The sequence below is a fragment of the Fervidibacillus halotolerans genome (assembly GCF_026547205.1).
Lineage (GTDB): Bacteria > Bacillota > Bacilli > Bacillales > Caldibacillaceae > Fervidibacillus > Fervidibacillus halotolerans.
In genome coordinates this window covers 906130-927959 of record NZ_CP106877.1, presented here as the reverse complement: position 1 = coordinate 927959, position 21830 = coordinate 906130, and the positions used below count along the sequence as shown (strand labels likewise).

Genomic DNA, 21830 nt, shown 5'->3' with positions numbered 1-21830 from the left:
TCATGCCTCAAGAAATCGGTTAGGATTGAATGAGTTTTGTAACGGTACCATCGGTCATTTTCAGTAAATCTTCCAACGATAATTCAATCTGCATTCCGATCTTTCCTGCACTTACAATTATTTTATCTAAATTATTGGCACTTTCGTCGATATACGTTTTATACGGTTTTTTCATACCGATGGGTGAACAACCGCCCCGAATGTAACCGGTCCACTTTTTCAAGTCTTTTGCGGGAATTAAGTGGATATTCTTTTCTCCAGCTGCCTTCGCTGCAAGTTTCAAATGTAATTCATGATTAACCGGAATGACAAAGACGTATATTTCCTTTGATTCACCTTGAGCAACTAATGTTTTAAAAACGACGTTTCCATCTTTACCGATCTTTTTTGCTACGGAAATCCCATCGATCTGATAATCCGTACTTTCATATGTATAGACGTTGTATTCGATTTTTGCCTGATCTAACATTCGCATCGCGTTCGTTTTCTTTACTTTTCCCATCCTTTTGCCTCCGATGATGAATGTTTTTTACAATTTAATTATAATACGACAAAAATGATTCATTGATTTCCTTTCCGTTTATATGCATATAAATTAAACATAGAAAATTTCTAAATAAATGTTTTCCCCATTTTCTTTTCTAAAAAAATCCTTCCCTTTAAATAAAGCATCATACTATACGGTTTCGGATGGTTAATAGAATGATTATTGCTTCCCTTTACATCGTCTTTACTTCTCTACCAAGTATATAATACATGAACTATTTTACCATACGGAAACCCTTCACATCCTTGTAGAGGCCAAACAATAAAAATGACAAGTGGTAATCAAACGTCCACTTGTCTTTAAAAAATTTTTTATTGAAGAAAAGAACTGGAAAAACTTATCGAATTTTTCCTAATTTTTATCATTATGGATTTTTCCCTGCTAAACAATTGACATTGCTGCCATATAGCCTTCTTGAATCGCTTCACCTACTTTTGCGGGACGTTTGCAATCGCCAATCACAAAGGTAGGTATATCAGGAATGGCATTTTTTAATTTCTCAATTTCTTCTTTATTACTCGTTAACCCTACCGCATAAACGACCATATCAGCCGATAAATATTTTTCCTTTCCATTAGGAAGCTTAATTTCAACACCATCGTCAGTAATTTTATTACAATTCGTTTGAACGTAAGATTTGATTCCTACTTCATCCATTTGATCCAACAGGGCTGTCCGATGAATACCGATAATCGTATGGATACTTTAAATTATCAATTGAAGAAATCCTTTATCATTTTAATCTATAAAGGGATTTTGAAAGATGAATTAATCATGAGAGAAATTAAAAGTTATTATGACTGGTTTTGAAAAAGAGGATTTTCATTTAGACGATTATTCGAGGGTGCGTTTTGTGTGTATAGAATAGTGGAATAGATGAAAATCTTATTTTGTCCCTGCCTTGTTCCTGCAAAATTTTCCCTTCATATGTAAAATACCCATTCCCGATAGAATCTTCCATGGAACGACTCCCTTTTCCCGTGTCAACCTTTTTCCAAACAAGTCATTCTCCCCAATAAAATATCGTATGTGTTTCATCTTAACATTCATGTAAAAGCCTTTTTCATCCATCCTCAACGGATGACATCGCCGTTTATTTTTGATAAAATTCGACAAGTAGACGTTTTTTCACAGTCGTCCGTTTTTCCGATTAGATAAGGAGGGTTTTATGAGCGACAAAAGGAAAGGCATATTACTATTACTTATTTCGGCTTTCGGTTTTTCCGTGATGGCCGCTTTTGTGAAATTATCGGGGGATTTGCCCTCTATTCAAAAAACATTATTTCGAAATGCAGTATCTGCGGTTATTTCCTTCGGGTTTGTATTACATTATAAGGAACGACTATTTGGAAAATGGGAAAATCAAAAATATTTACTTCTCCGCTCCTTTCTCGGCACATTGGGGATCGTTTTTTATTTTTATGCCATCGACGCCCTTGTATTATCCGATGCGGAAATGTTAAATAAATTAAGTCCGTTTTTTACGATTATTTTTTCGGCGATTTTTTTAAAGGAAAAGCCGATGAAGTTTCAAATTGTTTCCATTGTCATCGCTTTTATTGGCACGTTATTTATTATTAAGCCCCAGTTTTCCATTGAAGTGATTCCGTATTTGTTAGGACTATTCTCTGCCGTGTTTGCAGCCGGGGCTTATACCGTTTTACGGGTACTTGGGAATAAGGAAAAGTCGTACACGGTTGTCTTTTATTTTTCCTTTTTTTCAACCGTGACTCTGCTTCCCTTTGTAATCGCCTTTTATGAACCGATGACATTGAAGCAATTCGTCTATTTACTTTTAGCAGGAACCTTTGCAACGGTCGGGCAATTTGGTATTACCCTTGCGTATAAATTTGCCCCTGCAAAGGAAATTTCGATTTTCTTTTATTCAACCGTTCTTTTTGCGGCCATCATTAGCGTATTCGTCTTCCAACAAGCACCGGATGGATTTAGTATCCTTGGGTATATCATCATCTTCAGTGCCCTCAGCTATATGTATGTAAAAAATAAGCAAGAAGAACATAACCAGTCGGTAAAATCTAATTAATTAACATATTTTTAAAGTGTGATGCATAGGTTTCTGCTTAAGTTACCGAATTATGTAGCCTATTATTTTATAATTAACATTTTATCTAAAAAAGGTTTACGGATTATTGCAATAAAAAAATTGGAAAATACGATTCCTCTGTTTTCCTAAATAATCTAACGGTTTCATCATTTCCAAGAGAGTAGAAAAAAGGGAGCGCTTCTTTATCGAACGCTCCCTCTCCCTTATTTTTCAAATAGCTTGATTAAACCGTAAATGGTTTTTAATACAGGAAGTTTGCAACCCTTTTTTTCAGCCATCCGTAAAGCACCGCCTTGGAGATGCTCCACTTCTAATGGCAACCCTTTTCGCTTGTCTTGATGCATGGATGAGGTACTGTCTTCGGGTAATTGAAAGACGGTATGAATAATTCCCTTTTGTTTTTCATCCGTTAATGGATACCCGTAGGCCTTTGCAAGTTCAGCCATCTCTTTGACGAGATCTTTATACACCGAAAAGGTTTCCTTCGTACTTCTGACGGGACCGATCGGCATGTTGCTTGCGGTTGTGATTCCGGAAAAAGCGGTAATAAAAACGTATTTTTCCCATAATGCTTGATTGATTTGATCGGAGTATTCGGATTGTACATTGGCCTTTCCAATTATTCGCCGAAACTCTTCGGCCATTTCCTTTTGGGAAGGATCAAGGGGACCGAATACGATTCGATGTTGTTCAGAGGTATGTACCACATGCCCCTTTTCGTCTAATGTAGCGATAATAAAAGCTAGTCCACCTAATACGTTTTCCTTTCCTAATGCTCGTTGCAATACGTCGAAATGCTCCATACCGTTTAGTAACGGTAATACTTTTGCACCTTTTTTTACAAATGTTTTCAAATCGTCCAGTGCACCTTGTAAATGATACCCTTTTACTGCGGTAATAACGAGGTCGACTTCTTCAAGTTCTTCCGCCTTTTCAATGAAATGTAACGGTTCGATTTTGTAATTTCCTTTCACGCTGTTGATGGCAAGTCCATGTTGCCGAAGCTGTTCAGCCCTTCCTTTTCGAACGAGAAAGGTAACGTCTTGACCAGCCTCTTGGAGTCTCCCTCCGAAATACGCACCGAGTGCCCCGGCACCTTGAATGACAATCTTCAAAAGAACCCCTCCATTTTTATTTTTTCATCCTTTGTTATGGGTGGAAAAATGCTTTTAATACTATCCTTTTATCCTTTGTAAATCGAAAATTTTACTTCTCGTTCAAAGGGGGAATTTGTGAACGGGAAATGGTTACGAATCAATAGATTAGAAATATCCCAGTCATCAAAAGTACAAACCTTGACCATTCTTTCAAAACTTTGGTACTTCTTTTTCAAATAAGATACGAATCGGAGAGAAAATAGTGTCTATCTATCGCAAACCCTCAATTTTCAGCCATTGAAATTTTTCTTCCAACCGTTTTCCACATCCAACCAATTATTCGTTAAAAAAGAGCGCTATAATGACTAACCATGTTTTATGTTAAAAAGTTGGGTGATAGGCGATTCCGTTCGAGTTTTTAATCATATTACACTTTTTTATTCACACCCATTTTATGGATTATTTCGTATTTTGTCAATTCACTAATTATTTCGAGACGATCTCTTTTATATATGTCAGCGTGTATAATTATTTTTCAGTTGAAATCGATTCCCGAAGGTTTCCCCTTCATCGCTTTATAACTTTTTTATATAGGGATGAATTCTTTTTTTAATCCGATCTGTTCAAAAAATGGTCAGATAATTTGTAAACCCATACCTCACTTTTCAATTTTTAAATTACAGAAAAGTATTTTTTTGCTAGAGCGATATCGATATGTCGTATAATTAGATTGTTTTATATTTCACAAAAAAGCTATGAAGGGCGAAAAAATGTTATAATACGAATAAAATGATGAAAAGGAGTATACATATATGAAACATTTACAACTTGCCATTTTTGATATGGATGGTCTCCTGTTCGATACGGAACGGATCCATTTTCGGGCTTTTCAACGAACGGCAAAAAAATTAGGCTTTGATTTCACCTTCGACACATATTTAAAAGTTGTTGGAGTGACCGATGAAAAAGGAAAGGAAATATTAAAAGAGATTTACGGGGAAAACTCGGCCATTTTAAATGCTTTCGATTTGTATCAAGGGGAAGTGGAACGGATCATTCAAGAAGAAGGAATCCCTGTAAAGCCGGGTGTGGATCGTTTACTTGACACCCTTGATGAAAAACATATTAAAAAATGTATCGCTTCCTCTAGTAGACCGGAAGTAATTGAACGAAATATAAAATTGACCGGTCTTTTTGATCGCTTCGATTTTTACATAAGTGGGACGGAGGTAAAGCATGGAAAACCTAGTCCGGATATATTTTTAGAAGCGTTAAACCGAGCGAACGTTCAACCGGAGCATGCCCTCGTTTTGGAAGATTCGTACCACGGACTTCAAGCGGCCGTAAATGCTGGCATCCGTTGCATTATTATTCCCGATTTAATAGAACCAAACGATGAAATGAAAGACAAGGCCTATCGAATTTTCGATCATTTAGGGCAGGTGGCAGAACTTCTTAAAAATTGATGTTTCTCTTTTCCTTAATATGGTCAAAACCCCACCTTAAAGAATATCCACAGGTGGGGCGATTTATTATTATCCAACGATATCCCTTCGTTTGTACCCTACTATTCCTATAATATATAGGAGGAGTGCAATGCCCATTAATAGGAATAATGGCAGAAGGTTGCCGTCTTCCGTTAAGAAATTTGGAACGTGCTCCACTACCGAAATATTTACTAACCAATCTGGAAGTTTCAATAATTCTTTTAAGTACAAAACGATAAAGGAGTAACCAAAATAAATCCAGACTACGTTCGATAATTTTGGAAACCAACCGATTATGAAAGCGGTTAGTGAAACGTAAATCCAAAGAGCTGGAATATAGGCTAAAGAAGCTTTCATCAGATCATTGAATGGAACACCCATCTCTTTTAAGACAGATCCCGTTGACCAAAGTCCTAAGGGAATCATCATTTGAACGACAACTGTAACGATCAATCCAAAGAGAAAATAATGACTAAATAAGAACGGACGTGATACTGCACGGGAGTAAAAAAATTCTGTCCGGTTTTGAAATTCTTCACTCTTTAATTTTAAAACGGACATAATCGCTGGAATGACACTAAACAATGCCATAATACCAATGAGCAAGGACAAAAATTGATTTGTTAGTGATTCATTCGGATACTCACCTAAAAAGGCTTTTATAAGGTCCACATCTGCAAAGTACGATTCCAATTCTCCCATAATTGACCCGAAGGAAGCACTGAGCAAAAAGATGCCGAACGCCCAAGCGAAAATGTTCAGTCTTTGTTGACGAAGTAAAAACCCGAACATCGTTTTTAAAAACCCGCTTGCCCGCTTCCTTCCCTTTCTTTCTGGAAGAAAACCGGTACCCATGTCACGGATCGAATTCAAATAATAGGCAAGACCAATCGTTAAAATTGCTGTAATGAAGGATAAGAAAACAGGCCACCAAGCATTTTCTGTAAATACATATGCTCGCACAATCCATCCTAAAGGAGAAAGAAACGATAAAACTTCTGACTCAATATCACCGATTGCCCGTAAAAAATAAGCGATTAACAAAAACCCGAAGGAAAAAACATTCGTTCCTCTCGATGTTTCAGCCAATTGGGAAAAAAGCGCGGTAAACCCTGCAAAAGCAAAACCGATACTGCCTAAAATCGACCCGTATAACATCGTACTTTCCAAATCCATTCCATCAAGTCCAGATAGAAAAAGTCCAAAGGCGATAACAAAAGCCAGGATCAAGTTGACGATCAACGCTTCAATGACCGCTGCGCTTAAATAAGACAGACGACCGACGGGATAAGAACGGACAAGTTCCAATTGCCCCTCTTCCTCATCAGCTCTCGTTGCCCTGCCGACAAACAAAATATTCATCACGATTACTGCTATGGATGTAAAAAGTAACATCTCATGAGCAAACATCGTAGCCGTGGAATAGTCTTCCAGATCGTACCCTGGACCAATCATCGCAACCATCGCAGGATTTTCCACAGTAAGTCCAAACGCCATAATATCTTGTTCCGTTTTATATACGTTCGGATATGCAAATGCAGCAGCCAACGAAACGGCTAGAAGTATAGTGAGCCATACGATGATTTTTACGCGATCTTTTCTAAATAAAAGTTTCGTTAATTGTCCTGTCCCCTTTATTAACATTACCGGTTCCCCCTTTTGTTTTCCGAAAGAACCGAACCTTCATAAAAGCCCATAAATAAATCTTCTAACGTCGGTGGCAAACTTTCTAAATGGATGATTCCGAATTCACTAATATGCGTGATGACCGAGCCCATTTTATCAGCATCAACTTGGAAATGCCATTCCTTATCCCTTTTTTCCAAATGATGAATTCCGTCCATCTCTTTAAGACCATCGATAGGCTCCTTCGTCTGTACGATGACATTCATCCGGGTTAAATGCCGCATTTCCTTCAATGTACCTTCTTCGATAATTTCCCCTTGACGGATAATTGCCACTTTATCGCATAATTTTTCTACTTCCGATAAAATATGACTCGATAAAAAGACCGTCTTCCCTTCTTGACTTAGTTCCCGAACGTATTCTTGGAAAATCCGTTCCATTAAAGGATCAAGGCCACTTGTCGGCTCATCGAAAATATACAAATCGGCATCTTGAGCGAGTGCGGCAACGAGAGCTACCTTTTGCCGGTTCCCCTTCGAATAGGCACGACATTTTTTCGTTGGATCCAAATCAAATCGTTCCAGTAATTCATCCCGTTTATTCGAATTTCCGTTCCCCCTTAACTTCAATAATATGTCGATCACTTCCCCACCGGTTAAAGTCGGCCAAAGATTCACATCCCCTGGAACGTACGAAATCCGTTTATGAATCTCCACAGCGTCCTTCCATACATCCTTTCCGAAAATCGTTGCTTTTCCATCCGTTGCCTTCAACATGCCGAGGAGAATCCGGATCGTCGTCGATTTTCCTGCCCCGTTTGGTCCGATAAAACCGTATATTTCCCCCTCCCCTACCGTTAGATTAATGTTATTCAGTGCGGTAAAATTACCAAATTTTTTCGTAACTCCTCTAACTTCAATTACATTCATCCAAATCCCTCCTATTCTTTATAAAAGGAAGTTTTCAATATTTTCAAATATTCCTCGAATTCTTCCCAATACTGATTAAAATCGACCTCTTCAATATTTTTTCCTTTAATCATCTGTAATAAGTCATTTTGGTACCCTTGAATGACCCACTCGATGATCCGATACACTTTTTTCCCATCGATTCCTTCCCGAAGTTGATCCTCATAGACCGTTAAATGATCATACATTTTTGAATTTCCGATTTGAATCACCCGATTTAGTTTTTCATTAAGTTCATCGGACAGTTTCATATCCCCGCGCAAAAGTTCTGAAGTAATAAATTTGCTTAATTCCGGATATTTCATATAAAACTTCATTTTCAAACGGGATATATGCGTGATTCGATCAAGCAGATCATAAATTGTATCATCGATTGTATTCAAAAATTGTTCCATAAATGTATCTAGGGCATAATTCATCAAATAATCATATAATTCCTTTTTACTTCCAAAATAATAAAACAACATCCCTTTTCCAATACCGGCTTCTTTAACGATTTCATTCGTCGAAGCTTTTTCAAATCCATTTTCGGCAAACTGTTTGAAGGAGGCATTTAGAATACGCAACTGCTTTTCACGAGGTAATTTTTCAAATCGTTCTGACACTGTATCCCTCCTTTTTGAATAAATCGACCAATACGGTCTAAATCCATCTTACCAAACTAGACCACAGTGGTCAAGACGCCAAAGCGGGTCGAAGTGGGTCAAAGGAACCGGAACCTTGACCCAGGTGGGCCAAAAGAACCGGAACCCCGACCCACTTGACATTGACGTTACGTAAAGGTGTAAAGTGATGGATGTTAGGAGGTGATATGATGGAATATACGATTCAAAACTTGGCCAGATTAGCAGGCGTTAGTACACGGACATTACGATATTATGACGAAATTAATTTACTAAAACCTTCCCGAATTAACTCTTCAGGATATCGAATTTACGGAAAAAAAAGAAGTGGAAAAACTGCAACAAATCTTATTTTATCGGGAGTTAGGGGTGTGTCTAGATCGAATTAAAGAAATCGTATCGAACCCATCCTTCGATCCAATTGCTGCACTGAAGGAACATCGGGAAAAACTATTAGAAAAGCGCGAACAGATCGATCGTTTATTGAAAAACATCGACAATACATTACTTGAATTTGAAGGAGGAAGAAAAATGTCTGATCAGGAAAAATTTGAAGGCTTTAAAAAAGCGTTGGTACAGGAAAATGAGAAAACGTACGGAAAGGAAGCCCGGGCGAAGTATGGCGATGAAAAAGTAGATGCCACTAATGAAAAACTGTTAAACATGAGTAAAAAGGATTATGAAACGATAACAAATTTATCAGAACAAATTAACGAAACATTAGCTCAAGCAATTGAAACGGGCGATCCAAAGGGCGAATTGGCTCAGAAAACCGCAAGTCTCCATAAACAGTGGATTAGTTTTTATTGGGACACCTATAGTAAAGAAGCCCATGCAGGCCTTGCTGACATGTACGTGGAAGATGAACGATTCAAAGCCTATTATGATAAAATTGCACCTGGTGCAGCGGAGTTTTTACGGGAAGCAATTCATTATTATACCGGAATAAGAAAGTAAAAAAATCGATATGAGTAGATTCCAATGGGTTAAAGGAAACGGGAAGCCTTCCTTTGACCCATTTTTTATCAATTATTATAATCTTTATTTTCTAAACACTTTGCAATTCATATAATTTCTATGTTCATTTATAGGAATTTCAAACTTTTCTATCAATTTCTTCAAATTTTTCCAACCCCCAATATTTTTTCCTTCTTGTCCTCTTTTTCAAATAAATGCCCTTTTTCTAATCGGGTTCATCTAAATTTTCAAAAAAAAATTTTCTTTGAACGACCGTAAAAGAGCAACTTTTCAAAATATGAAACGTCTAAAAAAATGAAAAAGAAACATTGTCGAGTACATTGGATTTCAAAAGATCATTAAAAAAAAAATTTATAGCAAATTTTCTAAAACAATTATCATGTGCCCAATGTTTCTACGTTAACGTGATTATCGAACGCTCCTTGCCCACCTATAGCCCCATTTCACGTGTTGAACAAATGAACATTGGAGCGAATGAAAGGAGGGAAAATATGGAATCGTTGAAAAAAATGGTACCGTATTTACTCATTTGTGCAATCGTCTTTTTCACATTACCTATATTCGAGAAAAATGCCGATTACATTGCAAATATCGTTATCGTTTTTCCACTAACATGCCTCATTATATCAATCATATTTGGAATCAAAAACGGATTTCATTTCTTATTTTCCATTTTCGTCGGTACCCTATTTGCCTTGACAATGTTTATACACTATAATACTTCTGCTTGGGGTTATATAATTGTATATACTATTGTAGCCTTCATAGGAAATGCAATCGGTTCGATTTTTAAAAAGAACTAAACTTTTCAAAGTAGGTTGCCTTTGAAATTTATCCGTTTCCAAAAGGATTGGGAACCATTACTAAATGACCGTGCAACATTGATATTCACAAACAGCTTAAAAGGAAAAAAAGGTGAAAAAGTGTCCAAAGGAATTAAAAATAAAGACCTGAAAAATGTTGATCTCCAGCATTTTTTAGGTCTTTCCTTTTAATCTTTCCCCATGATAATTAGCAGGGGTTTTCCTGTTTTAACTGTCCCCGTTTCTATTTTAACTGCCCTTTCCACTCATATTTTTTCTAAAATATTTTTCCCTAATTCAATCCCCCCACTTTTCACATAACATACGATTTATTATCCCAAACAGACCGTTCTGTGTAAATATTTCTAATAAAATGAATATTGTTTATTTCATTTTTTTTACTACAAATGGGCAAAAGGGTAGTTTTCTATTAACGAATCGTATAAAATAAGGAAAGTAAAGCAATTTACATATTTTGGAGGAATGATTGTGCAAGGATCATTTAAAGAAATATTTTCCATACCGAACATTTTATCCTTCGTCCGGCTCCTTCTTATCCCAATTTTTATTTTCCTGTACATAAATGCAACTGATGAACGGGATTATTTCATCGCCTCCTCCATCATTTTATTATCCGGTTTAACGGATCTTTTCGATGGATTGATCGCAAGAACCTTTAATCAAATTACCGAAATTGGGAAAGCATTGGATCCGATTGCAGATAAATTAACTCAAGCAGCCATTGCTTTTTGTTTAACAATTAAATATAAATTTATTTGGATTTTAATTACTTTGTTTGTCATCAAAGAATTGTATATGGGGATCAATGGTCTTATTCTATTACGAAGAGGGAAAAAATTGGACGGAGCCCAATGGTTTGGAAAGCTTTCTACCTTTATTTTTTACGTGACTATGGTCTTTTTAGTCGCCTTTCCTAACATACAACCGAATATTGCCCAGTTGTTGATGGGGATTACTTTCATCTTTTTGTCCTTATCCTTCATTTTGTATATTCCAGAATATAATCGCCTATATCGAAACTAATTCAATAATTTAAGAAGTCTATTCACCATTCGATATATTCTCCTCCGATCGTTCCAGAACAAAAGTATATCCGAAAAAAATGTCCGTATTTTCGTTAGATGACCAATGAACAAATAGGCCTAAAGATTTTGCTCTCCCTTCACTCTTTAGGCCTTAATTTTAAAAAGCGTTTTCCAATCCCGGTTTCGAAGACGATGATGATTCCAACACACTTATACATTTCTCATCCTTTTTCACCCCGATTTTCATCCGATTTCATCGACTCAAATGAATTCATTGTTCGTTAACGCAGGTGATTTGAAACATGTAATCATCCGGTGTTATGTAAGTCAATTGATAATAATCTTCCTTTTCATCCTCCGTCTCTAATCACTGTTTTTCGTTTACCCGAATTTAGATTTTTCTAACTGATTGAGTGAAGAAAAACGAATGGGTAGGGAATGTTTGATTCTATCCTTGAGCGTTTCATCCTTTCCCATCCGCAAATGAAAGTGCACCGTCTACGATTTCGTTCATTCTAAAATAGTGTCCTTGGTAATGTTTTTTCAAAGGGTGAACAAGTTAAAAAATATACCATTTTTAAAAATAATTCGGATTCATTCTTTTCCCATTCACTACGCTTGATAAGAAAAAGACAGTATAATAGTTAATATACAGAAAAAATAAAGGAACCCGATTCTTCGACTCCTTTCCTAAGTCAAAAGAGGTGTTACAATAATGGAAGATTTATTATATGAAGCGATACGGTGGATTGCAGACCGATCACCGATTTCCCATTGGCGCCGGGTTTATGGGGGAGACATCAATGATACGTTTTATGTGCGAAGTGCTCAAGGGGAATATTTTGTGAAATACCGAAAATCCATTCCTCCCCAATTTTTCTCCCTTGAAAAACTAGGATTGGAAACGATTCGTGCGACGAACACGATTGCAGTGCCCTCTTGTTATGGTGTGAAAGAGACGGAAACGTACGGATTTTTAGTGATGGAATGGATCAGTGGGGAAAAAACGAAAGATACCCCGCAATTACTCGGTGAAAAAGTTGCACAAATGCATCAAACATTAGGGCCCGCATTCGGATTTGAAAAGGATAATTACATCGGGATGATCAAACAAAAAAACGGATGGTTTTCCAACTGGATTGACTATTTACGCAACCAAAGATTCCTGCCTCAAATCAGGTCTGCAGAACAAAAGGGCTATTTGCCGCTCGATGTGCGAAAAAAGGCAGAGATTTTATTGGAAAACTTCGATCGCTGGATTCCAAAGGACGTCGCTCCCTCCCTTTTACACGGAGATCTTTGGGGTGGAAATTGGATTGCAGGGAAAAATGGAATCCCGTATTTAATCGATCCAGCTGTCTTTTATGGACATTTTGAATTCGAATTAGCTTTTACACAATTATTCGGTGGTTTTCCTTCCGCGTTTTACGCAAGCTATCGGGAAATACATCCGATTCCGAAAGAATATGAGGAACGAAAAGCTTTGTATCAATTGTTTTATTTACTTGTTCATCTCAATTTATTTGGAAAAACGTATTTTCAACCGGTGAAACAAATTATTGAACGATATACCGGTTAAGGAGAATCTTTTTCTAGCTATCTATTTTCCGAAAGTGATGCATGATCATCAAATCGAACGGGAGTAAGGTTCATTACATATGTCAACGAAATCATTGAAAAACTTATTCCTTTATCAAACAGAGTGATTGTTAGTTTCTCACATTTTTCAAATTATAATATCCACGTTCGATGATTCATATTTGAAAATCATCCCCACGAAAGAAATGTGGGGATTTAAATTTTAATCGAAAGGAATTTCCACACCCGTTTTTAGTCAGAACAAATAATAGATCGATTGGTTAACTTGCAACATTCATCCATATATTGGAAAGAATGGCCCTTTAGCTTAAGGCAAACGGTTGCCTGCCGAGCGATAAATTTCATACCACTCCTCCCTCGTAATTACTACTTCGGAAGCGGTTGAAATGTCTTTAATTCGATTCGGATTCATGGAACCGATAATCGGTTGAATTTTCGCCGGGTGACGTAAAATCCATGCGATGGCCAAGGCGGTTTTGGATAAACCGTATTTCTCACCGATCCTTTTTAATGTTTGATTTAATTCAGGGAATTTTTCATTGTCGATAAAAACACCTTCAAAAAACCCGTATTGGAATGGTGACCATGCTTGAACGGTTATATTATGTAATCGACAATAATCTAAAACATGGCCGTCTCGGTCTACTGCATTTTCAAATTTCGTATTCATTTGAATGCCCGTATCGATCATATTCGTATGCATAATCCCAAATTGTAATTGATTGACAATTATTTCTTCGCCAACGTATTTTTTCAAAAGCTCGATTTGATACGGGGTATGATTGCTTACACCAAAATATCTAACCTTCCCGCTATCCTTTAATATTTGGAAAGCTTCTGCAACCTCTTCCGGTTCAACGAGGGCATCTGGACGATGTAATAAAAACAAGTCGATATAGTCTGTTTTCAACCGTTTTAAACTGCCGTCAACGGACTTCAATAAATGTTCCTTGGAAAAATCATAATACCCTTTCCGTATGCCTGCCTTCGTTTGCAAAATAACGTTTTCCCGAACGGACGGTTTCATCCCGATCGCCTCGGCAAATATTTCCTCCGATCTCCCGCCACCATATATATCCGCATGGTCGAAAAAGTTGATTCCTACATCCAACGCCTGATGAATCACCTTACTCGCTTCGATCGAATCTAGCTCATTCATACGCATACATCCGAGAACTAGATTCGATACTTCTAAATCGCTCGTTCCTAATTTCATCTTTTTCAATCGATTCACTTCCTTTCGCATACAATAGGATTATTTTATCATTTTTTAAAATCGGATGCGAACTTCCTTTCGCTTCCCTTCTTCCAATCAAAACCGTTGAAAATGGCAAGTTTATTCAGTTAAAATAGAGAAATGGTCGGAAATACTAATGGAAAAAGGAAGATTATTCGATTATAATTTGGAAAGTAACCGATGAAATGAGGGTTTTTAATGAATAGTGAATCCATTTATAATTTAACTTTTGAAGATCTAACGGATTGGATGATTGAACACGATCAAAAGAAATTTCGGGCGACCCAAGTGTGGGAATGGCTGTATCGAAAACGGGTAACCGACTTTTCCGATATGACCAATGTCAATAAAGACACCCTTCAATTATTAAGTCAAAACTTTGTCTTCCATACGATGAAGGAAGAAATTCGACAAGTTTCTTCTGATGGAACGGTTAAATTTTTATTCCGTTTGAACGACGGTAATATTATTGAAACAGTGTTGATGCGTCAAAAATACGGACTGAGCGTTTGTGTAACGACTCAAGTTGGTTGTAATATTGGTTGTTCCTTTTGCGCTAGTGGTATATTGAAAAAAAATCGAGATTTATCAGCGGGTGAGATCGTTGAACAAATTTTGCTCGTTCAACGGTATTTAGATGAAACGGAAAATGGAAATCGAGTCAGCCACGTTGTTGTGATGGGAATTGGTGAACCCTTTGATAATTTTGGAAATTTAACGAGGTTTTTAAAAACGATTAACCACGCGAAGGGATTGGCCATCGGTGCCCGTCATATTACCGTATCGACTAGTGGCATCGTTCCGAAAATTTACGAATTTGCTGATTTTGATTTGCAAGTGAATTTAGCGATCTCTTTACATGCGCCAAATGACGAATTGCGTTCATCGATTATGAAAATCAACCGTGCCTATCCGATTAAAAAACTAATGGAAGCCATCCGCTATTATTTAGACAAGACAAATCGGCGGGTTACCTTTGAGTATATTATGCTGAAGGATGTCAATGACCATGTAGAGGAAGCCCAACAATTGGCAAATTTATTAAAGGACATTCGTCACCTTTCCTATGTAAACTTGATTCCATACAATCCGGTGAACGAACACATCCATTATGAACGAAGTGAAAAAGAGGCAATTCTTAAATTTTACGATACGTTAAAGAAAAACGGGGTCAATTGTGTGATTCGTCAAGAGCACGGAACCGATATCGATGCGGCGTGTGGCCAATTGCGAAGTAAACAATTGAAGAAAGCAAAATAATGTATAAAACGCGCAATACATGGATATTCCATTTTGCGCGTTCATTTTTATTCTTCCAATTTTTTATGCACAACCCATTCCACCATATACCATGGAAGAACGGATTTGAAAAATGCGAGGGTTCTGGCTCCCTTTCCTACCCGATAACGGAAACGGGGTCGAGAACTTTCACATATTTTTCCGATGATACGAGCGACTTCAGAAGGATCCTGACCTTTTTCCATCGATTTTGTACTTTCTTTGAACAGATTTTTTTGATAGTTTAAGGGGTGTTCCATCGGCGGAACCGATTCCATTCCCTTTTTCCAAATATTCGTCCGAAACGACGCAGGTTGAACGACGGATACGGAAATCTGTTCATGTTTTAATTCAAGACGTAAACTTTCACTAAAACCTTCTAAAGCAAATTTGGACGAAACGTACGGTGCCAGCCCGGGGAACCCGAAAAAGCCACTAATACTTGAAATATTTATTATTTTTCCTTTATCACTTTTTCGTATGAATGGTAGAAATGTTTTTGTGACTTGCACAACTCCGAAAAAATTTGTTTCAAACTGCTTTTTCCAATCGTCCAGTGATAAATACTCTAAAAATCCCCCTTGGGAATAGCCAGCATTATTGATCAAGACATCCAGTTTTCCAAAGGTTTTTTCAAGATTACTTCGAACCTTTGCCACTTGGGCTTCGTCGGTCACATCCATTTCCAAAACTTCAATATTTTCTTCTTTTCGATTTAACAAATCCCCCGCTCGCTCCAAGGATCTGACGGTAGCGATCACATAGTAGCCTTTGTTTGCCAACCATCTTGTCGTTTCCAATCCAAAGCCACTGCCTGCACCGGTAATCAACACGATTTTCATTTCCATCACCCTCCCAAACCCTCATTTGTAAAGAAAAAGTCGTCCAGCAAATATGCGGACGATCCTTGAATTGTCATACTTAAAATTGTTTAAAAAATAGCCGAACAACGTCTGCACCACCGATAAATGTACCGAGGGAGCTTCCTATGTTTGCTAAAATAATAATTAATAAAATCCGAGTCACTTTGTTTTTCCAAAAACCTTTAACGGTCGTTACATCCTCCGACATGTTTTCAAAATCTTGTACATTCGGTTTACGGACGATCGCTTGAACAAATCCTGCAAACCACCCGGCTGCTAAAAACGGATTAAGTGAAGTGATTGGAGCGGCGACAAAGGCAGTTAAAATCGCCAATGGGTGGGCGAATGCAGCTGCAGCCCCTATGGCAGAAAGACTTCCGTTCCAAAGAAGCCAACTAACCATTTGTTGAAACCCGGTCGATGGATTCGTTAAAAATGAATAAACAATTAATCCGATAATAATGAGAGGGATGGCCCAAGCGATTACTTTCGGTTTCTTCGATTTCGGTGGAACTTCCGTCAATTTACGTAAATCATGTTCCTTTTCAATTTCCCTTAACACCCCCGGAACATGGGCCGCACCTAATACGGCAACCACTTTCTTACCTGGAGCCTGTTTAATTTTTTCTGCTAAATATTGGTCTCGTTCATCAATTAACGGTTTTTTCAACTTCGGAAAATGATCGGTAAATTCTTGTAACACCGAATGGATCATATCTTCAGATTTCAGTTTTTCCAACTCTTCCTCGGTAATCGTTTCCTTCGAAAATATACCTCCGACCACTTCCATTAATAAAAGCATTTTCCCCTTCCAATCCAATTGGTGCCAAATGCGAGAAAAGGTCGTCTGTATATTTCGATCAGCTAAAACGAGTTTTGCCCCCACTTCCTTAGCCGATTCAATCCCCTGAATCATTTCTTGACCAGGTTGAATGCCAAACTGGTTCGCCATCCGTTTTTGAAAAGAGGACAGGGCAAGATTAATAAACAAAAGGGTTGCTTTCTTTTCTTTAATGACGGTAAAAATATCCATTTCCTTCCACTTTGCACCGTTCTGAATAGAATCATATCTTTGTTTGTCCAATTCAACACAAACTGAATCCGGTTGCTCTTCGTCAATCGTTTTTTTTACCAGTTCCGCACTCGTTTTCGAAACATGGGCCGTCCCGATAAAAATATATTCTTTATCATTTATAACTAATCTTGTCACATGTTCTTCACTCATAAATTCCCTTCCCTTACTGAATTTCAAGTCTTCGTTCTTTAATCATACAAAAAAAAGAGAGACAAGAAAAGAAAAATTCCTTATCAGTTTTCAATCACCCAAAAAAGATCAGTGCAAGGTCTATGTTTCCTGCCCCTCCCATAGTACCTGTGCCCATTCACTTTTAGTCAAAACGAATAAATTAAAAACTGGGTGATCCATCTTCTTACTCAGCGGATTCCACGCCCATTGTCACAAAATTAGGCAAATGGCCCCAACCTTTTTTTTCCTAATGCATACATTATTAACAAATGGCTAGGAGGTGTTAGCTGTGAGTGGCACAGTTTCTGGAGCAGGAGTAGGTTGCGGCGGAGGGTTCGCTCTCATTGTCGTGTTGTTTATCTTGTTAATTATTGTGGGAGCGGCTTTTGTCGGTTGGTATTAATTTCTGAATATACTTGATTAAGGAGGAATGAATATGGGATACGGTTATTATGGACCGAATAACGCTTGTTGCTATGGTTATGGAATGCCTTATTGTGGGGGATACGGAGGAGGAAGATGGTTTCCGTTAATCGTCGTTCTCTTCATTTTGCTCATCATCGTTGGGGCTGCTTGGTTTTAAAAACATAAAGGAAACTATATTTTAATATCAGGGATGTCTCATAAATCGTTGATTCGGTTTGTAGACATCCCTATACATTTAAAAAATGATTTCACTATTAGCCTTTTCCTTTCCTTCTGCAGTCCTTTTGCAAACATATACGTTTAGAAGGTATGTTCGTTGTAGTATAATAGAAATACAATCGACAAAAAACGGAAGTGAGGATGTGAGGATGAGAAAGGTACTTTTACTTTTTGCCCTATTTATCTTATTCTTCGTTGCAAATACAAATGAAGTAAAGGACTTAAATACCTTTGTCTCCCAAGTACAAAAAGGAGTCTCCCAACTGAAGGAAAAGGTAGATTTGGAGTCGGCCAAAGCATCCTTCAACCGTTTTCTTAGTCGATTGGGCATAAATATACATTCGGATGAAGATGTGGAAGAAAAGGAACAGGCGATTCAACCCTCATCCCAACCAATTTCTGTTTACAACATTGAAATCGGTGAGTTGAAGGATGAGGTGGAAAAACGGGTCGGAAAACCCGAGCGAATCTCATTAAATGAATACGGTGTGAATTGGCATGCATATCATGAGAATTATCGAAATTTTCTTATGATTTCCTATGATCAAAGTGGCAAAGTGGCCGGTATTTATACAAACCAACCCTTAATTTCATCATCGGTAGGTGTGAAAGCAGGTTGGACAAAGGAAGATACGAGAAATCTATTGGGTACACCGTTGGAAGAAATTCGAAAAGGGCGAATTCTGTACAAATTACCAGAAAATCGCCATTATGATCTGTTTCAAATGGACGGAAATTTTATCACGATATTTTACGACAAATTTGAAAAAGAAACCGTCCGAGCCGTTCAAATAATTAGTGCAAATTTGGAAAACAAAAAAAACAATATTTATCCAGAAGTAAATCAGACGTTAATTGAAGGATTTGAATATCAGCTATTCGACTTGGTGAACGCAGAACGGGTAAAATACGGTTTGCATCCATTAATTTGGGATAAAGATGTGCGAAAGGTGGCAAGAAAACATAGTGAAGATATGGCAATAAACGGTTATTTTAGCCATGTGAATTTAAAGGGAGAATCCCCCTTTGATCGATTAAAGGCGGATGCGATTTCTTATATCATCGCAGGGGAAAATTTAGCTTACGGGCAATTTAGTAGTATATATGCCCACGAAGGGTTAATGAATTCCAAGGGACATCGGGAAAATATTTTACAAAAGAACTTTGAATATACCGGTGTAGGTGTTGCATTTAATGAAGTACAACACCCTTACTTCACTCAAAAATTTTATGCAAAATAATGGATTTTAGTTTCATTTCAAAAAAAATGCACCTTAAAGAAAAAGGTGCACTACCTATAGGATGGATCCATTTCAGTTTATTTTCGGATAAATAATATTCCAAGGGTATTCGGCCCACAATGGCTGGAAATGGTACAAGATGCCCGGGTCACAATAATTTCTGAAAAATTTTGGTATTCGTTTATCCGTTTTCAAACATGTTCAACAATTTCAGGAGCGATTCCCGAATGTGTAATAAAAATTCGATCTAACCGTATATCATCCCGGCCCTTTAAACGGTCCGTCACATATTTATGGAGGGATTTTTCTATTTTTCCCCGATATTTTTTTCCAACCTCCATTTTCCCGTCAATCACTTCAATATTTGGTTTTATATTTAATAAATTCGCACTGAAGGCGGTCATTGCCGAACATCTTCCACCCATCTTTAAATAGTCCAACGTGTCGATGACAAAACTCGCTTCGACTTTTGGAACGATTTCCTTTACTTTCTCAACGATTTGTTCCGCCTCTAGTCCTTGTTCCCGTAGCGAACAAGCTTCCAAAACGAGGTGACCTGTCCCAGTTGACAAATTCATTGAATCGATCACGTATACATTTGAAAATTGCTCAGCCGCTAATTTCGCATTTAAGTGGGTACTAGAGAAATCGGACCCTAAACTAATATGAATCACAGCATCATAGTTTTCCGCAAATCGCCCGAAAAAATCCGTATACTCTTGAATGGAAGCCGCTGCTGTTTTTGGCAACCGGCCCGTTTTGTTCGCAAATTCGTAAATGTCCTCCGGTTGAATATCGATACGATCTTTGTACGATTTATCATCCAAATGGATATAAAGTGGCATCGTATCAATATCACATGTTTGCATCTGTTCTTTAGATAAATCTGCTGTAATGTCACATGTTATCTTGATCTTTCCCATCGTGATTCTCCTCTCTTCATTGCTGAATTTCTTTCTATTTCGTTTGATCCCTATGTACGAAAACGATATCAACGATTTTCGAGCGATTCTTAATTGAGCTTGCCTTATCCTTTATTTTGTGAAACCTTTTTGTTTACAAGAATAAAACACCGTATATAACGGTGCAATAGAAGGGGAAAGATTTAATCCCCGGAAAAGAATTTCCTTGCCTTTTCCAAATATATTTTTTCTTCTTCAGGCAATTCTTCTTCGTAAAAAATTGCTTGGACAGGGCAGACACTTTCACAAGCCCCACAGTCGATACATACATCGGGATCGATATAATACATATCTTCCCCTTCATGGATACAATCGACAGGACAAACTTCTACACATTCAGCTGCTTTTTCGTCACGACATGCGGAAGTAATGACATAAGCCATAGACATCTCCCCTTTTATAATAATTTGTAATTTATCATATTACCCATATACCATAAGTATGTTAAAATCGATCTGTTCATTTTCCAATACGGATGCTACAATTATTTGAATAGTTTTTTCAACAAAGAAAACAGATCGAAAGTCGTCCGCCGGTATACTTTATTGTAGGCATATTTTTTCGGATTTCTTATCCAACCATATCCCTTTGGCATTTTTATACCCATTCGATGAACAAGTTGCCGCTTCACGCTCGTTCGGGCGGATAACCGTTTGCGGAGACTAGGTTTTCTCACACCAAATTTCATATACAATCCCCTTCTTTTTGTTCATCGTTAAAGGTTAATATGTAACAAGATTGGACAATGATCGCTTCCGTAAACGTCCGAATGAATTTCAGCATCGACGAGCACATCTTTCAATCGATCGGACACGAGAAAATAGTCAATTCGCCAACCGATATTCCTCTCCCGAACGTTTCGCATATAGGACCACCACGTATATCGATCCGTTACATTTGGATAAAAGTAACGGAACGTATCGATGAAACCGGCTTCGAGTAGCTGGGTCATTTTTTCCCGTTCTTCATCGGTGAATCCGGAATTTCCGACATTGGTCTTTGCATTTTTCAAATCGATTTCCTTATGGGCGACATTCAAATCTCCACAATAGATGACAGGTTTCCGCTGATCCAAAGTCGTAAGATAATCGCGCATTCGTTCTTCCCATTCCAATCGATAAGGAAGCCTTGTCAAATCTCTTTTGGAATTCGGTGTATACACATTAACTAAATAGAAATGGTCGTATTCCAAAGTAATGATTCGACCTTCCTCTTCTGACTCCTCTTCGGAAAATCCGTAGGATACGGACAGTGGTTTTCGTTTGGTGAAAACCGCCGTTCCTGAATACCCCTTCCTTTCCGCATAATTCCAATATTGCCAATAACCTGGAAGATCTAATTGTATTTGATTTTCTTGTAGTTTCGTCTCCTGTATACAGAAAAAATCCGCATTGATTTGATGAAAATAATCGAGAAATCCCTTTTTGATGCACGCGCGCAATCCGTTAACGTTCCAGCTAATTAGTTTCATTTAAATACCCCTATCTCGTTGTCATAATCCTAGATTTGATCTTTTTAT

The 21830-nt window shown here is 37.6% G+C and carries 22 protein-coding genes and 1 pseudogene; 10 read left to right on the top strand and 13 right to left on the bottom strand.

The genetic code is table 11. From position 1 onward, the window contains the following. Positions 1 to 19 precede the first annotated feature (19 nt). Both ybaK and OE105_RS04335 read right to left on the bottom strand, forming a co-directional pair. Positions 20 to 502 carry a Cys-tRNA(Pro) deacylase gene (gene ybaK / locus OE105_RS04340; RefSeq protein WP_275421513.1) on the bottom strand — a complete coding sequence of 161 codons (483 nt, stop codon included), beginning with the start codon at positions 500 to 502 and terminating at the stop codon, positions 20 to 22. A gap of 426 nt (positions 503 to 928) precedes the next feature. Continuing rightward, positions 929 to 1204, bottom strand: a complete 276-nt coding sequence (locus OE105_RS04335; protein WP_275422092.1) for an NAD(P)/FAD-dependent oxidoreductase — start codon at positions 1202 to 1204, stop codon at positions 929 to 931. Positions 1205 to 1715: 511 nt separating this feature from the next. Here OE105_RS04335 and OE105_RS04330 point away from each other — a divergent pair. Continuing rightward, entirely contained in the window at positions 1716 to 2591 is an 876-nt protein-coding gene (locus OE105_RS04330) for a DMT family transporter (RefSeq protein WP_275421512.1), read from the top strand. Positions 2592 to 2815: 224 nt separating this feature from the next. Here OE105_RS04330 and OE105_RS04325 read toward each other — a convergent pair whose 3' ends face one another. Then, entirely contained in the window at positions 2816 to 3727 is a 912-nt protein-coding gene (locus OE105_RS04325) for a ketopantoate reductase family protein (protein ID WP_275421511.1), read from the bottom strand. A 794-nt stretch (positions 3728 to 4521) separates the two neighbouring features. Here OE105_RS04325 and OE105_RS04320 point away from each other — a divergent pair. Further along, entirely contained in the window at positions 4522 to 5175 is a 654-nt protein-coding gene (locus tag OE105_RS04320; RefSeq protein ID WP_275421510.1) for an HAD family hydrolase, read from the top strand. Positions 5176 to 5244: 69 nt separating this feature from the next. On the opposite strand, the gene OE105_RS04315 is transcribed toward OE105_RS04320, so the two are convergent. Genes OE105_RS04315 through OE105_RS04305 form a run of 3 tightly spaced genes read right to left on the bottom strand, consistent with a single transcriptional unit; the run spans position 5245 to position 8395 of the window. Beyond that, complete coding sequence (locus tag OE105_RS04315; protein ID WP_275421509.1) at positions 5245 to 6840, bottom strand: ABC transporter permease; 1596 nt, start codon at positions 6838 to 6840, stop codon at positions 5245 to 5247. After that, the gene (locus OE105_RS04310; protein WP_275421508.1) at positions 6840 to 7751 is read right to left on the bottom strand and encodes an ABC transporter ATP-binding protein; all 912 of its coding nucleotides are present in this window, start codon (positions 7749 to 7751) and stop codon (positions 6840 to 6842) included. The genes OE105_RS04315 and OE105_RS04310 overlap by 1 nt, the downstream gene beginning before the upstream one ends. Before the next feature lie 11 nt (positions 7752 to 7762). After that, positions 7763 to 8395, bottom strand: a complete 633-nt coding sequence (locus OE105_RS04305; protein WP_275421507.1) for a TetR/AcrR family transcriptional regulator — start codon at positions 8393 to 8395, stop codon at positions 7763 to 7765. A 209-nt stretch (positions 8396 to 8604) separates the two neighbouring features. Here OE105_RS04305 and OE105_RS04300 point away from each other — a divergent pair. From OE105_RS04300 to OE105_RS04285, 4 genes and pseudogenes are all read left to right on the top strand, one after another. Next, positions 8605 to 9370, top strand: a pseudogene (locus OE105_RS04300) (MerR family transcriptional regulator). 512 nt (positions 9371 to 9882) lie between these two features. Further along, the gene (locus tag OE105_RS04295; RefSeq protein WP_275421506.1) at positions 9883 to 10194 is read left to right on the top strand and encodes a DUF2651 family protein; all 312 of its coding nucleotides are present in this window, start codon (positions 9883 to 9885) and stop codon (positions 10192 to 10194) included. Between the two features lie 483 nt (positions 10195 to 10677). Then, positions 10678 to 11238 carry a CDP-alcohol phosphatidyltransferase family protein gene (locus OE105_RS04290; protein WP_275421505.1) on the top strand — a complete coding sequence of 187 codons (561 nt, stop codon included), beginning with the start codon at positions 10678 to 10680 and terminating at the stop codon, positions 11236 to 11238. Positions 11239 to 11955: 717 nt separating this feature from the next. Further along, positions 11956 to 12819 carry a fructosamine kinase family protein gene (locus tag OE105_RS04285; protein ID WP_275421504.1) on the top strand — a complete coding sequence of 288 codons (864 nt, stop codon included), beginning with the start codon at positions 11956 to 11958 and terminating at the stop codon, positions 12817 to 12819. A 327-nt stretch (positions 12820 to 13146) separates the two neighbouring features. On the opposite strand, the gene OE105_RS04280 is transcribed toward OE105_RS04285, so the two are convergent. Further along, the gene (locus OE105_RS04280; RefSeq protein ID WP_275421503.1) at positions 13147 to 14064 is read right to left on the bottom strand and encodes an aldo/keto reductase; all 918 of its coding nucleotides are present in this window, start codon (positions 14062 to 14064) and stop codon (positions 13147 to 13149) included. 210 nt (positions 14065 to 14274) lie between these two features. Between OE105_RS04280 and rlmN the strand changes: the two genes are divergently transcribed. Next, entirely contained in the window at positions 14275 to 15336 is a 1062-nt protein-coding gene (gene rlmN, locus OE105_RS04275; RefSeq protein ID WP_275421502.1) for a dual-specificity RNA methyltransferase RlmN, read from the top strand. 47 nt (positions 15337 to 15383) lie between these two features. Here the strand turns inward: rlmN and OE105_RS04270 are convergent, their stop codons facing one another. Beyond that, the gene (locus tag OE105_RS04270; protein WP_275421501.1) at positions 15384 to 16196 is read right to left on the bottom strand and encodes an SDR family oxidoreductase; all 813 of its coding nucleotides are present in this window, start codon (positions 16194 to 16196) and stop codon (positions 15384 to 15386) included. Between the two features lie 79 nt (positions 16197 to 16275). Then, a complete protein-coding gene (locus OE105_RS04265; protein WP_275421500.1) occupies positions 16276 to 17442 on the bottom strand; it encodes a TraB/GumN family protein in 1167 nt (388 codons plus the stop codon). 310 nt (positions 17443 to 17752) lie between these two features. Between OE105_RS04265 and OE105_RS04260 the strand changes: the two genes are divergently transcribed. The 3 genes from OE105_RS04260 to OE105_RS04250 all read left to right on the top strand — a co-directional run bounded on the left by OE105_RS04260 (position 17753) and on the right by OE105_RS04250 (position 19349). Further along, positions 17753 to 17866, top strand: coding sequence for a YjcZ family sporulation protein (locus OE105_RS04260; protein ID WP_275421499.1), 114 nt, complete (start codon positions 17753 to 17755; stop codon positions 17864 to 17866). Between the two features lie 84 nt (positions 17867 to 17950). After that, positions 17951 to 18046 (top strand): YjcZ family sporulation protein, encoded by a 96-nt coding sequence (locus OE105_RS04255; protein ID WP_275419094.1) that lies wholly within the window; start codon positions 17951 to 17953, stop codon positions 18044 to 18046. A 211-nt stretch (positions 18047 to 18257) separates the two neighbouring features. Further along, positions 18258 to 19349, top strand: coding sequence for a CAP domain-containing protein (locus OE105_RS04250; RefSeq protein WP_275421498.1), 1092 nt, complete (start codon positions 18258 to 18260; stop codon positions 19347 to 19349). Positions 19350 to 19540: 191 nt separating this feature from the next. Here the strand turns inward: OE105_RS04250 and OE105_RS04245 are convergent, their stop codons facing one another. The 4 genes from OE105_RS04245 to OE105_RS04230 form a co-directional block, all read right to left on the bottom strand. Further along, positions 19541 to 20272 (bottom strand): DegV family protein, encoded by a 732-nt coding sequence (locus OE105_RS04245; RefSeq protein WP_275421497.1) that lies wholly within the window; start codon positions 20270 to 20272, stop codon positions 19541 to 19543. Positions 20273 to 20454: 182 nt separating this feature from the next. Further along, positions 20455 to 20694 (bottom strand): ferredoxin family protein, encoded by a 240-nt coding sequence (locus tag OE105_RS04240; protein ID WP_275421496.1) that lies wholly within the window; start codon positions 20692 to 20694, stop codon positions 20455 to 20457. A gap of 101 nt (positions 20695 to 20795) precedes the next feature. Then, positions 20796 to 20999 carry a hypothetical protein gene (locus OE105_RS04235; protein ID WP_275421495.1) on the bottom strand — a complete coding sequence of 68 codons (204 nt, stop codon included), beginning with the start codon at positions 20997 to 20999 and terminating at the stop codon, positions 20796 to 20798. A 27-nt stretch (positions 21000 to 21026) separates the two neighbouring features. Next, entirely contained in the window at positions 21027 to 21782 is a 756-nt protein-coding gene (locus OE105_RS04230) for an exodeoxyribonuclease III (RefSeq protein WP_275421494.1), read from the bottom strand. Between the last annotated feature and the right edge of the window lie 48 nt (positions 21783 to 21830).